This window comes from Variovorax sp. LjRoot84, assembly GCF_964254305.1.
Classification (GTDB): domain Bacteria; phylum Pseudomonadota; class Gammaproteobacteria; order Burkholderiales; family Burkholderiaceae_C; genus Variovorax.
On the sequence record NZ_CAXUTE020000001.1, the window covers coordinates 3,255,466 to 3,270,469 of the forward strand.

The 15,004-nt window shown below is 68.6% G+C and carries 12 protein-coding genes and 1 other RNA gene; 2 read left to right on the forward strand and 11 right to left on the reverse strand.

Going from position 1 to position 15,004, the window contains the following annotated elements; translation table 11 throughout:
- The 7 genes from ACSQ9I_RS16320 to dnaX all read right to left on the reverse strand — a co-directional run bounded on the left by ACSQ9I_RS16320 (position 1) and on the right by dnaX (position 6,094).
- Positions 1 to 834 (reverse strand): ABC transporter permease, encoded by an 834-nt coding sequence (locus ACSQ9I_RS16320; protein WP_093108864.1) that lies wholly within the window; start codon positions 832 to 834, stop codon positions 1 to 3.
- On the reverse strand, positions 835 to 1,731 hold the full coding sequence (locus ACSQ9I_RS16325) for an ABC transporter ATP-binding protein (RefSeq protein ID WP_436313776.1): 897 nt from the start codon (positions 1,729 to 1,731) through the stop codon (positions 835 to 837).
- 50 nt (positions 1,732 to 1,781) lie between these two features.
- Entirely contained in the window at positions 1,782 to 2,816 is a 1,035-nt protein-coding gene (locus tag ACSQ9I_RS16330) for an ABC transporter substrate-binding protein (protein WP_436304233.1), read from the reverse strand.
- Positions 2,817 to 2,931: 115 nt separating this feature from the next.
- Entirely contained in the window at positions 2,932 to 3,324 is a 393-nt protein-coding gene (locus ACSQ9I_RS16335) for an MAPEG family protein (protein ID WP_436290207.1), read from the reverse strand.
- Positions 3,321 to 3,911, reverse strand: coding sequence for a recombination mediator RecR (gene recR / locus ACSQ9I_RS16340; protein WP_436313777.1), 591 nt, complete (start codon positions 3,909 to 3,911; stop codon positions 3,321 to 3,323). Before recR ends, ACSQ9I_RS16335 begins: the two co-directional genes overlap by 4 nt.
- A gap of 6 nt (positions 3,912 to 3,917) precedes the next feature.
- A complete protein-coding gene (locus tag ACSQ9I_RS16345) occupies positions 3,918 to 4,250 on the reverse strand; it encodes a YbaB/EbfC family nucleoid-associated protein (protein ID WP_012747441.1) in 333 nt (110 codons plus the stop codon).
- A gap of 38 nt (positions 4,251 to 4,288) precedes the next feature.
- Entirely contained in the window at positions 4,289 to 6,094 is a 1,806-nt protein-coding gene (gene dnaX / locus ACSQ9I_RS16350) for a DNA polymerase III subunit gamma/tau (RefSeq protein ID WP_436313778.1), read from the reverse strand.
- Positions 6,095 to 6,209: 115 nt separating this feature from the next.
- Between dnaX and ACSQ9I_RS16355 the strand changes: the two genes are divergently transcribed.
- Entirely contained in the window at positions 6,210 to 7,328 is a 1,119-nt protein-coding gene (locus ACSQ9I_RS16355; protein WP_436290205.1) for a M12 family metallopeptidase, read from the forward strand.
- 39 nt (positions 7,329 to 7,367) lie between these two features.
- Positions 7,368 to 7,464, forward strand: an RNA gene (gene ffs / locus ACSQ9I_RS16360) — signal recognition particle sRNA small type.
- A 27-nt stretch (positions 7,465 to 7,491) separates the two neighbouring features.
- Here the strand turns inward: ffs and ACSQ9I_RS16365 are convergent.
- The 4 genes from ACSQ9I_RS16365 to ACSQ9I_RS16380 are packed head-to-tail and all read right to left on the reverse strand — an operon-like array spanning position 7,492 to position 14,893.
- Positions 7,492 to 7,773, reverse strand: a complete 282-nt coding sequence (locus ACSQ9I_RS16365; protein WP_436290204.1) for a hypothetical protein — start codon at positions 7,771 to 7,773, stop codon at positions 7,492 to 7,494.
- Positions 7,774 to 7,833: 60 nt separating this feature from the next.
- A complete protein-coding gene (locus ACSQ9I_RS16370) occupies positions 7,834 to 9,096 on the reverse strand; it encodes a TIGR03862 family flavoprotein (RefSeq protein WP_436290203.1) in 1,263 nt (420 codons plus the stop codon).
- Positions 9,093 to 12,347 carry a UvrD-helicase domain-containing protein gene (locus tag ACSQ9I_RS16375; RefSeq protein ID WP_436313779.1) on the reverse strand — a complete coding sequence of 1,085 codons (3,255 nt, stop codon included), beginning with the start codon at positions 12,345 to 12,347 and terminating at the stop codon, positions 9,093 to 9,095. Before ACSQ9I_RS16375 ends, ACSQ9I_RS16370 begins: the two co-directional genes overlap by 4 nt.
- Complete coding sequence (locus ACSQ9I_RS16380; RefSeq protein WP_436304239.1) at positions 12,344 to 14,893, reverse strand: PD-(D/E)XK nuclease family protein; 2,550 nt, start codon at positions 14,891 to 14,893, stop codon at positions 12,344 to 12,346. Before ACSQ9I_RS16380 ends, ACSQ9I_RS16375 begins: the two co-directional genes overlap by 4 nt.
- Between the last annotated feature and the right edge of the window lie 111 nt (positions 14,894 to 15,004).

Genomic DNA, 15,004 nt, shown 5'->3' on the forward strand with positions numbered 1-15,004 from the left:
TCAGAGCTTCTCGGTCTCGCCGCTGCGCGGCTGCCATTTCATGAGGCGCGTTTCGATGATGCCGACGATGCCGTCGAGCGCCAGCGCGAACGCCGTCAACACCACGATGCCGGCGAAGACGGTGTTGACGTCGAAAGTGCCTTCGGCCTGCAGGATCAGGTAGCCGACGCCGCGCGCCGAACCCAGGTATTCGCCCACCACCGCACCGACGAAAGCCAGCCCCACCGAGGTGTGCAGGCTTGAGAACACCCAGCTGGTCGCGCTCGGCAGGTACACCGTGCGCAGCAGCTGCCGCTGGTTGGCGCCCAGCATGCGCGCGTTGGCCAGCACCACCGGGCTCACTTCGCGCACGCCCTGGTAGACGTTGAAGAACACGATGAAGAACACCAGCGTGACCGCGAGCGCCACCTTGCTCCAGATGCCGAGGCCGAACCACAGCGCGAAGATCGGCGCCAGGATCACGCGCGGCATCGAGTTCGCGGCCTTGATGTAGGGGTCGAGGATCAGGCTTGCGGTCGGCGCCAGCGCCAGCCAGAGCCCGCAGGCCAGCCCCAGCAGCGTGCCGATACCGAAGGCCAGCACGGTCTCGAGCAGCGTGGTGCCGAGGTGCCGGTAGATGTCGGCATTGCCCGGCAGCCCGTCGGGAAACAGCAGGTTCGGCGGCACGGCGAAAGGCAGGAACCAGCTCCACACCCGGCCCGCGACCTTGATCGGTTCGCCGAGGAAGAAAGCGAACTGCTGGTCGCGCGAGAGCAGGTGCCATAGCAGCAGCAGCACGATCAGCAGCGCCATCTGCCAGAAGCGCGCATTGCCTTCATGGGGCCTGAAACTCATTCAGGCCGCCTTCCTCAGTTGCTGCGCATAGCCCTTGAGCACCTCGTCGCGCAGCACGTTCCAGATCTGCGTGTGCAGTTCGACGAAGCGCGGATGCGTGCGCACCTCGGCCACGTCGCGCGGGCGCGGAAGGTCGATCGCGAACTCGCCGATCGGGTGCGTGGCCGGCCCGGCCGAGAGCACCACCACGCGGTCGCTCATCGCGATCGCTTCATCGAGGTCGTGCGTGATGAAGAGCACCGCTTTTCGTCCTTGTGGGCCCCCGGGCGCTTCGCGCCCACCCCCCGAGGGGGTGAGCGCCGGCCTTGGGGCGGCCCGGCGCCCGGCGCTCGGGGCGGCCCAGAGCTCGAGCACCTCGTTCTCCATCAGCTGCCGCGTCTGGACGTCGAGCGCGCTGAAGGGTTCGTCCATCAGGATGATGTCCGGGTCCAGCGCCAGCACCTGCGCGAGCGCCGTGCGCTTGCGCATGCCGCCGGAGAGCTGGTGCGGATAGCGATCGCCGAAGCCGGTGAGGCCGACCCGAGTGAGCCATTGCTCGGCCTGCGCCCTCGCCTCTGCATCGGGCACGCCGCGGTACTGCAGGCCCACCATCACGTTGGCGAGCGTGCTGCGCCACGGCATGAGCGCCTCGGTCTGGAACATGTAGCCGGCCCGCGCATTGATGCCCGCGAGCGGCTGGCCGAACACCTTGATCGTGCCCGAGGACGGTTCGAGCAGGCCCGCACCGACGTTGAGCAAGGTCGACTTGCCGCAACCCGTGGGCCCGACCACCGAGACGAACTCGCCCTCACGGACGCGCAGCGTCGTGCCGGCGACAGCGGTGTAGCGCTGGCCGTGCTCGTCCTTCGAGCGGAAGGTGCAGCTGATGTCGAGGAGTTCGAGCGCGTAGCTGGACATGGGGTGGAAACAAAAAAACCCGGCCGAAGCCGGGTTGCAGAACGTTCGGGTCAGGCTTTGAACCTGTCCTTCGCGCGCCGCGCAAAATCGTTGGTGTATGTCTTCGCGAGGTCGATCTTGTCGGCCTTCACGGTCGGGTCGAAGCTTGCGATGGCACCGAGCGCGGTCTTCGGCCCCTCGGCCGGTATCAGTCCGTCTATGGCGATGGCCTCGCGCACCTTGTCGAACGACGCCAAGTACAGCGCGCGATCGCCGAGCAGGTAGGTTTCGGGCACGGTCTTGATGATGTCGCCCGGCCCCGCGGTCTGCAGCCACTTGAGCCCGTGCACGATGGCATTGGCGAGCGCCTGGCAGGTGTTGGGATGCTTCTGGATGAATTCCGTCGGCGCATAGAGGCAGCCGGCCGGCATCGGGCCGCCGAAGACCTCCTGCGTTCCCTTCAGCGTGCGCGTGTCGCTGATGATCTTCACGTCGCCCTTCTGTTCGAGCATCGTCATCACCGGGTCGGTGTTGCTGATGGCGTCGATCTGGCCGGAGCGCAGCGCCGTCAGCGCGCCGGCCGCGACGCCCACGCCGATGAAGCTCACGTCGCTGGCCTTCAGACCGCCGCGCGACAGCACGAGGTTGGCCACCATGTTGGTGGACGAGCCAGGCGCCGAGACACCGATCTTCTTGCCCTTGAGGTCGGCGATGGTCATGTAGTTCGCCATGTTCTTGGTCGACACGCCGATCGCGATCTGCGGCGCGCGGCCCTGCAGCACGAAGGACTGGAAGAACTGGTTCTTCGCCTGCAGGTTGATGGTGTGTTCGTAAGCACCCGAGCACACATCGGCCGAGCCGCCCACCACCGCCTGCAGCGCACGCGCGCCGCCGGCGAAATCGGAGATCTCGACATCGAGGCCTTCGGCCTTGAAGTAGCCGAGCTGTTCGGAGATGGTGAGCGGGAGGTAGTAGAAGGCGGCCTTGCCGCCGACGGCGATGGAGATCTTCGACTTTTCCAGCTTGGCCTGCGCGTGGACCAGCGGTGTCGCGATGGAGGCAGCACCCAGAGTGGCGGCGGCGGTGAAGGTACGGCGATTGAGCATGAAGTGAACCCGCGGCCTTTTGGTTTCTTTCGGAATCGAATCGAGCTTAGGGGCGCCCCCCAGCGCCTGCATCGGGAACATCCCCGTGCGGGTTTTCACGTAAACACGAAGGCCGCTAGCGGCCGGCGAACACGATCGCGATGTTGGCCAGAAACGCGAGTGCCCAGACCGCACTGCGCGCCGTACCGATGCCTGCGATGTAGAGCGCGATATAGGCGATGCGCAGCATCACATAGGCGATAGCCAGCAGGTCCAACTGCGCCTGCGCCGCACCGAGTTGATGGGCGATGATCACCGCGCCGATGAAAAAGGGAAGGCCCTCGAAGCTGTTGGACTGCGCGCCCATGGCGCGCGCGCGCCAGCCGCTCTGGCGCGCGGCCCATTCGCGCGGCGTCTCGTTGTCGCGCCGCCTGAAGCTCCCGATCTTGGCGATGTAGGCCGCGGCATAGGGCAAGGCCACCGCGACCAGCAAGCACCAGTACGCCAGCGTCAACGCGGGTGGGTTCATCTCCTGTCGACCAGCGCGTGGGCGATGGTGCCGAGGTCGACGTACTCGAGTTCGCTGCCGGCCGGCACGCCGCGCGCGAGCCTCGTCACCGTCAGGCCGCGTTGCCTGAGCTCTTCGCCGATCACGTGCGCCGTGGCCTCGCCCTCGGCGGTGAAGTTGGTGGCGAGGATCACCTCGCTCACCGCGCCGTCGAGCGCGCGCTCGAACAGCCGCGCCAAGCCGATGTCCTTCGGCCCGATACCGTCGAGCGGACTGAGCTTGCCCATCAGCACGAAGTAATAGCCGCGAAACGCGCCCGTGCGCTCGAGTGCGGCCTGGTCGGCCGGCGTCTCCACCACGCACAGCTTGCTGGCATCGCGGCGCGTGTCGAGGCACACGCTGCAGACCGGCGCCTCGGTGAAGGTGTTGCAGCGTTCGCAATGACGCACATGGGTGGCCGCCTGCTGCAGGGCGCGCGCGAGCAGTTGCGTGCCCTCGCGGTCGTGCTGCAGCATGTGAAAGGCCATGCGCGAGGCCGACTTGGCGCCGACGCCGGGCAGGCGGCGCAACGCTTCGACCAGCGCCTCGAGCGAACTGGAATCGGTCATTCAGTCCTAGAAGGGCAGCTTCATGCCGGGCGGCAGGCCCGGCATGCCGGCCGTGAGCTTGCCCATCTTCTGCTCGCTGGTCTCCTCGGCCTTGCGGACCGCGGCATTGAAGGCCGCGGCCACCAGGTCTTCGAGCATGTCCTTGTCGTCGGCCAGCAGGCTCGGGTCGATGGTGATGCGCTTGACGTCGTGCTTGCAGGTCATCACGACCTTCACCAGCCCGGCGCCCGATTCGCCCTCGACCTCGATGGTGGCCAGTTCTTCCTGCGCCTTCTTGAGGTTGTCCTGCATTGCCTGCGCCTGCTTCATGAGGCCGGCCAGTTGTCCTTTGTTGAACATCGTTGGTCCTGTCGATCGTTGGATAAAAAAAGAAAGCTTTAGGCGGGCTTGAGCGTACCCGGGACGATTCTCGCGTCCCAGTCGCGCATCATCGACTGAATCTCGGGGTCGTTGCGGATCGCTTCCTCGGCCACGCGCTGGCGCTCGTCGGCCGCCTGCTTGTTGCGGCGTGCGGGGCTGTCGACCACGGCGCCGATCTCGATCGCGATTTTCACGCTATGACCCAGCGCCGCGAGCGCAGCCTGCAGCTTCTCCCGGCTGCTCGTCTGGTTGAGCGATTCGCGCTCGACGCGCAGCAGCCACTGGTCGACATCGCGCGCCACCAGCTGCGACTGCAGCGCGAGTTCGCGCGCAAGCGCGGTGATCGCCTCGGCCGCGACCATCTGCGTCACGGTCGCATGCCAGAAGTCGCCCTCCTCGCTGGGCACGATCGGCGTCGATTCGCTTTCGCGCGGTGCTTCGCGTGCGCCGGGCGGCGGCTGCACCCGCACCTGCATGGCCATGACCTTGGCGGCAGGTGCCGGATCGGCAGCGGCCGCCGGCCTGGAGGCAGCCGTTGCAGAGAGCGAGGGTTCGTCCCGCACCGGCAGCCGCTGACCGGGCGGCGCGACAGGGCCGGCAGTCGCCACGACCGCAGCCACCGCAGGGCGTTCCGCCTCGACGGGCGGCGCGCGAGGCGCGGGCGCCGCGGCGCGCGGCGCTTCATTCAGAGTTTTTTTTTCCGCGCCGGCCGCGCCGGTGGGCTTGAAGGCCAGGAGCCGCAGCAACACCATCGTGAGCGCTGCGTACTCATCGGGCGCCAGGCCCAGTTCGCCGCGGCCGTGCAGGCAGAGGCTGTAGAGCAGCTGCGTTTCGTCGACAGGCATCAATGCCGCCAGGCGCGCGGTCTCGGCCGCGTCGGGATCCGTCGCATCGTTGCTTTCTGCGCGCGAAGGCACGGCCTGCAGCACGGCCATGGCCTGCAGCACGGCGGTCATTTCTTCGAGCGTGGACGCGGCCGACATGCCGTCGCGGCGCAGCGCCTCGGCGGTGTCGACCACCGTCTTGCCGTCGCCCTGCGCCAGCGCCTCGATCAGGCGGAACACGTGGCCGCGGTCGACGCTGCCAAGCATCTGGCGCACGCCGGTCTCCAGCAGTTCGCCGTTGCCGAAAGCGATGGCCTGATCGGTCAGCGAAAGCGCGTCGCGCATCGAGCCGCGGGCGGCGCGCGCGATCAGGCGCAGCGCATGCGGTTCGGCCGGCACGGTCTCGGTCTGCAGCACGCGCGTGAGATGCTCGAGCACGGTTTCGGGCGCCATCGGCCGCAGGTTGAACTGCAGGCAGCGCGACAGCACGGTGACCGGCACCTTCTGCGGGTCGGTGGTGGCCAGCACGAACTTGAGGTATTCCGGCGGCTCTTCCAGCGTTTTCAGCATCGCGTTGAACGCATGGCCGGTGAGCATGTGCACCTCGTCGATCATGAAGACCTTGAAGCGTCCCTGCACCGGCTTGTAGACCGCCTGCTCCAGCAGGGCCTGGACCTCGTCGACGCCCCGGTTCGAGGCCGCATCGAGCTCGGTGTAGTCGACGAAGCGGCCGGTGTCGATGTCCTTGCAGGCCTGGCATACGCCGCAGGGCGTGGCGGTGATGCCGCCCTGCCCGTCCGGGCCCTGGCAGTTGAGCGATTTGGCCAGGATGCGCGAAACGGTGGTCTTGCCGACGCCGCGAGTGCCGGTGAACAAATAGGCGTGGTGCAGCCGCTGCGAGGTCAGCGCGTTTTCGAGCGCCTGAACGACATGTTCCTGGCCCACCATCTCGCTGAAAGTCTTGGGGCGGTGTTTGCGAGCGAGCACGAGATAGGCCATCGACGCATTTTAGGGGCCCCACCGGAGGCCAACGCCCGACCAGGCATAGGCCTTTTTACTTATAGATTTTCGCGGTTCCGCGCATAGCATGAAACGGCCCTTCGAGGAGACCGACATGCACACTGCGACCCACAAGGCCGCGCGCACTGCCGCGGCCAGGAAAGCACAGTCCGGCGATGCCGGGCTTCGCCGCTACTGCGTCCAGCCGGTGCAGGCGCCGCGGCAGTTCGACAGCAGCGTCTCCGCGGGCCGCGCCTCCGCCATCATCGCTTCGAGCAAGAAATGGGTGAACGGCACGCAACTCACCTACTACTGCTTCAAACGCGGCGACGCAGTGCCCGCCGCATGGCAGGGCAGCAACGAGGACACGGGGGTGGTCGACGAGTCCTTCGAGGCCTGGGCCAAGCTTGGCATCGGCATCGCCTTTCGGCGCGTCGAGGCGCCGGAAGACGCGACGGTGCGCATCGGCTTCGATGCGCAGGACGGCTCCTGGTCCTACGTCGGCCGCGATGTGCTCGGCATTCGCGACCCGCTGCAGCGCACGATGAATTTCGGCTGGCCGCTCACCACGCCCTATGGCCAGGACACGGCGCTGCACGAAATCGGCCACACGCTCGGTCTCGAGCATGAACATCAGAACCCCCATGCCGGCATCACCTGGAACCGCCAGGCAGTGATCGACTATTTCCAGGGCCCGCCGAACTTCTGGCAGGAGTCGCAGATCGAGTGGAACATCCTGCGCAAGATCCCGCAGGCCGAGGTCAAGGGCACGACCTGGGATCCGGACTCGGTCATGGAATACCAGTTCGAGCCCGGGCTCATCGATGCGCCGGCGCAGTACCAGGCCGGGCTCGTGCCCAAGGGCGGCTTGTCCTATGACGACAAGGCCTGGGTGGTGGAGACCTACCCCGGCGTCAGGGCCCCGGCGGTGTCGGCACTCAAGGTCGGGCTCTCGCAACTGCTCAAACTCAAGGCCGGCGAAACCCGCAACTTCGAACTCGTACCGACTCGCACGCGCACCTACAGCATCGGCACCTTCGGCACCTCCGACACGGTGCTGGTGCTGTTCGAGGTCACGCCGGCCGGCAACGTGCAGATCGCCGGCAACGACGACAGCGGCACCGACCTCAATGCGCGCGTCAGCATGCGCCTGCAAAAGGGCCGCCACTACCTGGTCGGCGTGCGTCTCTACTACGCCGACGCAGCGCTCGAGACTTCGCTGATGGTTTGGTGATTCATGGGGGTAACGGGCCCTGGCCTACAATCCTCGGTTGACGGGCCTCCCCGCATGGTGAAGTGGCCAACCGGGTCAGGTGGGGAACCAAGCAGCCCTAACTGCGTAGTCAGTGCCGGGGGTAAGGCTCGTCAACCTCACATCCAAGGAAACCGCATCGCCCTCAGGCGGCGGTTTCCGCCCGCGCGAGCTTGGCAAGAAGCGTGTCGGCGAGCGCCACCGTCTTGTGCTCCATGTTCGCGACGTGATAGCAGCCCAGCGCGCGCCCCTCGTAGCTGAGGGCCGCAATCGGGAAGTGGTGACCCAGCGCGGTCGCCGCATCGTGCAGGCATTCCGCGATCGACCGCAGGCCCTGCCGGGCATAACGCTTGTCGGACTTGCCGATGCTCACGCTGTAGTTGAAATATCTCTCTCTGATTTTTTGAATGTCGACCTGCGGGTACATGTTCTTTTTGTCAGGTTCAAGGAGCGTGGCATTGTCCGCGGCCCTGCAAACAAATGCACGTCAATCGGAAGTGTTCAGTTTCGTATTCCGGTACGACATCACGCCGCGCGCCGCCGCCACGCCGCTGGCCATCGAGGCAGTGAGCAGGTAGCCGCCGGTCGGCGCTTCCCAGTCGAGCATCTCGCCCGCGAAGAACACGCCGGGGAGCGCGCTGCCCATCAGGTGGGCATCGAGCGCGTCGAAGCGCACGCCGCCCGCCGTGCTGATCGCTTCATCGATCGGTCTGGTCGCAAGCAGACGAAGCGGCACCGCCTTGATCGTCTCGGCCAGCTTCTCGGGCGAATGCATCTGCTCGCGCGTGAGCACTTCGTGGAGCACACCGGTCTTGATGCCCTCGAGACCGAGCCGGCTCTTCAGATGGCTGGCGAGCGAACGCGCTCCGCGCGGATGCAGCACGGCGGTGCGCACCTGCTCGGCACTGCGATCGGGCAGCAGGTCGAGCAGCAAGGTGGCGCTGCCCTGCGCTGCGATCTCGTCGCGCAGCAACGCGGAGGCCGCGTAAACCAGGCTGCCTTCGACGCCGGTGGCGGTCGCGACGAATTCGCCCTTGCGCGCAAAGCGGCGGCCGCGAGCATCGGTGAAGGCGATCGCGACCGACTTGAACGGCATGCCGGCAAAGCGCTCGGCGAAATGCGCGGTCCAGACGGCATCGAAGCCGCAATTGGCCGGCGCGAGCGGCGCCACCGCCACGCCGCGCTCGCTGATCCACGGCACCCAGGCGCCGTCGGAGCCGAGTCGAGACCAGCTGGCACCACCGAGCGCCAGCACCACGGCTTCGGCCTGCACCTCGACCTCGCCGGCTGGCGTCGCGAAGCGCAGCGCGGTCGACGGCGACGCCGCGTCGGGCCAGCCCAGCCAGCGATGGCGCATGTGGAAACGCACGCCGGCCGCGCGCAGGCGATGCATCCACGCGCGCAGCAAGGGCGCGGCCTTCATGTCGGTGGGAAACACGCGCCCCGAGGTGCCGACGAAGGTTTCGATGCCGAGCCCGTGGACCCATTCGCGCAGCTGTTCGGGGCCGAAGCTGCGCAGCAGCGGCTCGATCTGCGCGCGGCGCTCGCCGAAGCGGCCGGCAAAACTGTCGAAGGGCTCGGAGTGCGTGAGGTTCAGGCCGCCGCGCCCCGCAAGCAGGAACTTGCGTCCGACCGAGGGCATGGCGTCGTAGAGATGCACTTCCACGCCCTGCGCGCTCAGCACTTCGGCCGCCATCAGCCCGGCCGGGCCGCCACCGACGACGGCGACCTTCTTTTCTTCTTGCGTCATTCGAGGGTCACCAGTTCGCCCCGCCCGGTGAGGAAGGCCGCACGCACGGTCTCGCCGGGATAGGCGCCCTGCACCGCTTCGCGGTAGCGCTGCAGCTGCGCGATCAGCGCAGCGTCGTGCTCCGGGCGGGCAGCGGATTTGTAATCGAGCACCCACCAGGTGCCGCTTTCGCGATGCTGCACCAGGCGATCAATGCGCAGCGTTTCCCCGCCGTGGATCAGCGTGATTTCGTTGCCATGCCAGTCGAGCGCCGCAGGGTCCCAGGCCCAGGCGCCCGCGCCCGAACGAATGCGTTGCGCCATCGTGGCCGCAGCACGCGCAGCGGCGGCGTCGAGTCCGAACTCGCGGCCCGCGGCGCGCACATGCGCCGACGGCAGCGGCGCGCCGGGCTGGGACCATTCGAGCAGGCGGTGCATGGCCTGGCCGAACGCCGAGGCGCGCGTGTCGGCGGCCGGCACCATGGGCTCGATGGATGGCGTGCGCTCGGCCATTGCAGTTGGCAGCGCAGGCAGCTTCAGCATGCCGAAAGTGGCGGGCGCGCGCGGAGCAGCGACGGGCACTGCGCCCGACACGTCGGCGATCGGCTCGCAACGTGACTCCAGGCGCGCCCACCAGCTCTGGGCATTCGGCCGCGCTGCCGTCACTGCCGACAGCGCGAGCTCGGTCCGCGCCCGCGTGGTCGCCACGTAGAGCGCGTTGATCTCCTCGCGGTGCCGGGCAGCCTGTTCTTCTGCAAGGTCGTCCACGCTGCAGGCCGGCGGATTCTTTTCGCTTGCGACGAACACGAAGCGCTCGGGCGCCGCGGCGTGGCCCGGCCATTTCACGAGCACGCCCATGGTCTGCGCGCGCTGGCTGGCCGCGTCGGTGTCGAGCAGCAGCACGAGCTCGGCTTCAAGCCCCTTGGCGCCATGGACCGTGAGAAGCTGCACCGCATCGGCCGCAGCGATCGACGGTGCACGCAAACCGCCGGCGCGCAGCGCGCGCACCAGCGCATAGGGCGTCGCGAAGCGCGCGCCGTCGAGTTCGAGCGATGCAGCCACCAGGCCGCGCAGATTGCTCAGCACCCCGGCGCGCAATGCGGCCGGTGCAGCAGCTGCGAACCTGGCCAGCACGTCGGCATCGTGGTAGATCGCGCTCAGCGCATCGTGCGGCGGCAATGCGGCCAGCCACTGCTGCCATTGCCGCAGGCGCGGACCGATGCCGGCCAGCGGCTCGGGCAGGTCGGGCGCCTGAAGCAGCTCGAACCAGCTCGCGGGCCGGGCGCGCTGGCGCAGCGCCAGCTGCACCAAGGCGTCGTCGTCGATGCTCCACAGCGGCGATTTCAGCGCGCGTGCGAGCGAGAGGTCGTGGTCCGGAGAGACCAGCGCATCGAGCAACGCCACCATGTCCTGCACCTCGGGCGCGTCGTTGAGCTCGTTCTTCTCGGGCTGCTGCACCGCGATGTGCAGCTTGCGCAGTTCGTCCTGCAGCACGGCCAGCCGGCTGCGGCGGCGCGCCAGCACCATGATGCTGCTGGGTGCGAGCCCGCCCGCGATGCGCTCGGCGATCCAGCGGGCCGCCTGCTGGCATTCCTTCTGCAGCAGCCGCTCTTCCGGCAGCACGCGCGGGGTGTCGAGGCTATCGCGCCACTGCAGCGCGCCATGCTCGTCGAGGCCGTTGCCCTCATCGGTGGAAGCCACCGCGTCCCGCGCGATCGGCGGCAGCTTGCGCACCACGCCGGACACGCGCGATTCGGTCGTGTGGTCGCGGAAGCCGCCGAACTCGCCGGCCTGCTGCGCGTCCGTCATCACCGCGTTGACCAGGCCGACCACAGCCTGCGCATTGCGGTGCGTGTGGTCGCAGTTAAGCAGGTCGCCGCCGAGGCCCTGCTGGACGAACTGCTTGGCCGCGATGAACACCTGCGGCTCGGCGCGGCGAAAACGGTAGATGCTCTGCTTCGGATCGCCGACGATGAACACGCCGGGACGCCGCCCGCCGGCCCCCGCATAGCTGCCGAGCCAGCCATGGAGCGCCTGCCACTGCAGCGGATTGGTGTCCTGGAATTCGTCGACGAGCAGATGACGCACGCGCGCATCGAGGCGCTCCTGCACCCAGCCCCAGAGTTCCGAGTTGCCGAGCAGCAGATGAGCGGCCTGCTCGACGTCGTTCATGTCGACCCAGCCGTGCGCGGCCTTGACCTCGGCAAAGCAGCGGATCAGAAGCCGCGTCAGCCGTGCCATGCGCTGCTGGTACAGCCAGGCGGCGTGCTGGGCCCGTGCGGCGCAGTACTGCAGCGCGCGCTCCTGCGCCGCACGCACCTCCGCCAGGCCCGCGAGCTTCTCGCTGAACTTGCGCGGTTCGCCCTTGTGGGTGAGCAGCGCGTAGAGCACGCCTGCGGCGCGGCCCTCGGTCAGCGCCTGTTCGAGCTCGACGCCCTTCTGCGAAAAGGTCGGCGCGCTCGCGCGGCCCAGCGCGCGGGCAGCCGCCATCAGTGTGCTGCGAGAGGCCGGGTCGTGAAGCAGAACCTCGTCGGGCGAATCGGTGCTCTCGAACGCCGGATACATCACGCCCATCGGCACCACGGCCTCGTCGACCGCGTGATGCGCGTCGGCCAATGCGAATTCGACGCGCCGCGTGAGCGCATCGTCGAGCGCCTTGGCGGTCTGCGAACGGCCGTGCGTCGCAACCAGCGCGCGGTAGTCGGCGGAGGCCTCGGCGTTCGCCGCCACGACCGAGAAGAAGGGGCGCCAAACGCGCGCGCGCGCCTCGGCATCGTCTTCGAGCAGCTGGTAGTTGGCCGGCAGCCGGAGTCGTTCGAGCACCGCCACCGGAGCGCTGCGCAACAGGCCGGCGAACCAGGCATGGAAGGTGCGGAACTGCACCGGCCGGCCGCTCGACAGCAGCTCGCGGTAGAGCCCCTGGAGCCGCGGTGCGCCGGCTTCGGCAGCCGCGCGGTCCATGCCGCGCATCACGAGCTCGGGCACGAGTTGTTCCAGCGGACATTCGGCAAAGGCCTCCAACCATTGGTCCAGCCGCTCGCGCATCTCGCCGGCCGCCTTCTTCGTGAAGGTGATCGCGAGGATCTCGTGCGGCGCGCAGGCGCCCTCTCCTTCCTCTAGCAGGGCGCGCAGGATGCGCGATACCAGCATCCAGGTCTTGCCGGCGCCGGCGCACGCCTCTACCGCAACCGAGCGGCGCGGGTCGCAGGCGATCGCGTAGAAACGTTCGCGCGCAACGGGGGCGCCGTTGTGTTCGTAGGCGGCAATGCTCATCCCGCCAGCTCCCAGAAATCCTTGCGGCACAGGCCGCGCGCCGTGCAGTGTTCGCAGACCGTGCCTTCGCCGAGCGCGGGCAATGCGGCGCCGCGGCCGATGCGTGCGAGGTCGTCCATCACGCCGGTCACCAGCGCGTCGCGCGCGGCGATCACGTCGGTCTGCTCGACGGTGCGCGTGCCGGAGGCTTTTTCGCCGACGTTGACGTAGGCGGCACGCAGGCTGTCGTCGGGGAAGAGCGCGGCGTAGAAGGCGAGCTGGGTGTCTTCGATCGGGTCCTTGACGCGATCCCTTGTCTTGTCGACGGACTCGGTCTTGTAGTCGATCACGAAGGCCCGTCCATCGGGCGTGGCATCGACGCGGTCGAGGCGGCCGACCAGTTTCACGCTGCCCAGCGGAACCTCCTTCCACGGCTCGGCCTCGACGAACACGGCGCCTTCGCCGGCCTCGTGCCCGGCCAGCCAGGCCAGGTAGCCGTCGCGCACCGCAGGCCAGGCCGCGGCGAAAGGAAGGAACTCGGCCTCCGAGAGGCCGAATTCGCGCGTCGCCTCCTGCTCCGCGAGGGCCATCAGCGCGAGCCTGGCGGGCAGCTCGGCGGTCGGCGCTTCTTTCAAGGCCTCATGGAAATGGCCCAGCACCGCGTGCAACCAGTTGCCGAAATCGCGCTTGTCGACTTCCGCATCGAGTTCGTCGCTGCTGCGCAGGCCGAGCTGGCGCAGCGCAAAGAAACGGTAGGGGCAGCGGCGCAGATCCTCGTAAGCCGTCGACGACAGCGTGGCGGGCACGAGCGCATCGCCGTGCGGCTGCGGCCGCGGTGTCGGTCGCGCGGCCACTTGCACCGGCGTGCGCGGGTCATCGGCGTCGGCCGCCGACTGGTCGAGATGCAGCATCTGCACGAGCGCGCTGGGGCGCACGGGTTCGCCGCTGGCATCGAACTGCCGCCAAAGCAGATCGCAGTACGGCGCACGCAATGCAATGGCCCACGCGGCGCGCTGGGCGGCCTCCAGCGCTTCGCGCGACGACAGCGCGAGCGCGAGGCGCTGCGCCGGATTCCAGTCGCCCGGCGGCTCGGGCGACGCGGGCAGGCGCTGGTCGTCGCAACCCGGCACCACGACGGCACCGAAGGCGCGGCCCAGCAACTGGTGCAACGGCAGGACCACAACCTGCGGCGAATCCGCGTCGGACGGCAGGCGCACGCTGGCGGCTTCGAGCACGTCGCGCACCCAGGCGGTGAACTCTGCGAGGGTGCAGCGCGCACCGCGAATCTCCCCTTCGTCGGCATCCAGATAGAGCGCCGCGATGACTTCGATGCCGACCACGTCGCCATGCAGCGCGGCCCACTGGCCGCCGGCTTCGAGCAGCGCGCGCGTGGAGGCGAGCCATTCGGCAAGCGGTCGGGTGCGAGCCAGCGCCGCGCGTTGGGCTTCGACGTCGTTTGTGAAAGGCAGCAGGCCCAGGTCCTGCGGCTTCTCGCTCGCCGCAACGAAGGCGCACCAGCTGTGCCAATCACGCATGCCGCGATCGCGCAGACGCGCCTCCAGCGCCCGGACCGAACGGCCGTCGAGGACGCTGGCGCTCTTGAGCCAATCGAGCACCTGGTCGCTGGAGGCATCGTGGGCGCAGGCGCGCAGAGCGCTCATCAGGGTGGCAGCCGCGCGCGTGGTCGAAAGCTTCCAGCCGGTTTCATCGCGCGGCGCTACCCCCTGCGCGGCCAGCTGGGCGCTGATGCGGCGCGTGAGCGCACGGTCGGTGGCTACCAGCGCCACGGGCGCGCGCCCCTCGGCCAGGTGGCGCAGCACGCAGGCCGCGGCGCGCTGGGCCTCGTCTTCGGGGTCGGCCGCGCGATGGAGGGCCGCGGTGCATGCGGGCGCATCCAGCGTCGCCAGCGGAAGGTGCAGCACAGACTCGCCGAACAGCGCCGCGAGCTTGTTCGTGAGCGGATCGCTTTGCAGGCCGTCGAGCACGATCAACTGGTCGACCTGGGCCAGCGCGCCGCCGCCCAGCAGCACGTCGGTCGCATAACCGGAGCTGGCAGCCCAGGCGAGCGCGATGCCGTTCAACGCGCTCTCGATGTCGAACCACTCCGAGCCCCTGCCGGCATCGATGGCGCCGCGCACGCGCTGGGCCCAGGCCGCGCGTTCGTCCGGATGTTCGGCCGCGGCCAGCGGCGCGAGCTGCAGCGCGATCTCGACCAGTCGGCCCGCCAGCGCGATGCGCGATGCCGCAAAGCCCGCGCGGGACAGCAGCGACTGCGCCGTGAGCAGGTCGCGCGCCATGTCGAAGGCGATGTCGTCCACGGCGGGCACGAAGCCCCCGGCGCTGCGCGCCCAGTTGCGCGTGGTCTCGAAGCGCGGTGCGAAGCCCGGCGTGCCGCACGCGGCCCACATGGCGCGCGCCACCTGCATCAATTGCGCGTAGGGCACCAGCACCACGGTGCGCGCGGCATGCAATCCGCGCTCGGCCAGCATGCGCGCGATCCGGCCGACGAGGCCATCGGCCGGGTCGCACCAAAGCACGTGCGCGGGGTGGCGCTCAGAGGACTGCATCGGATGTTGGTGTAGGGCTTTGGCTATCGAGGCCATAGCGTCCGCGCCGACCACGCCGGCACTTGGTTTCTGTCACAATGACCCGCACTTTAGCTGCACCGAAACTTTCAG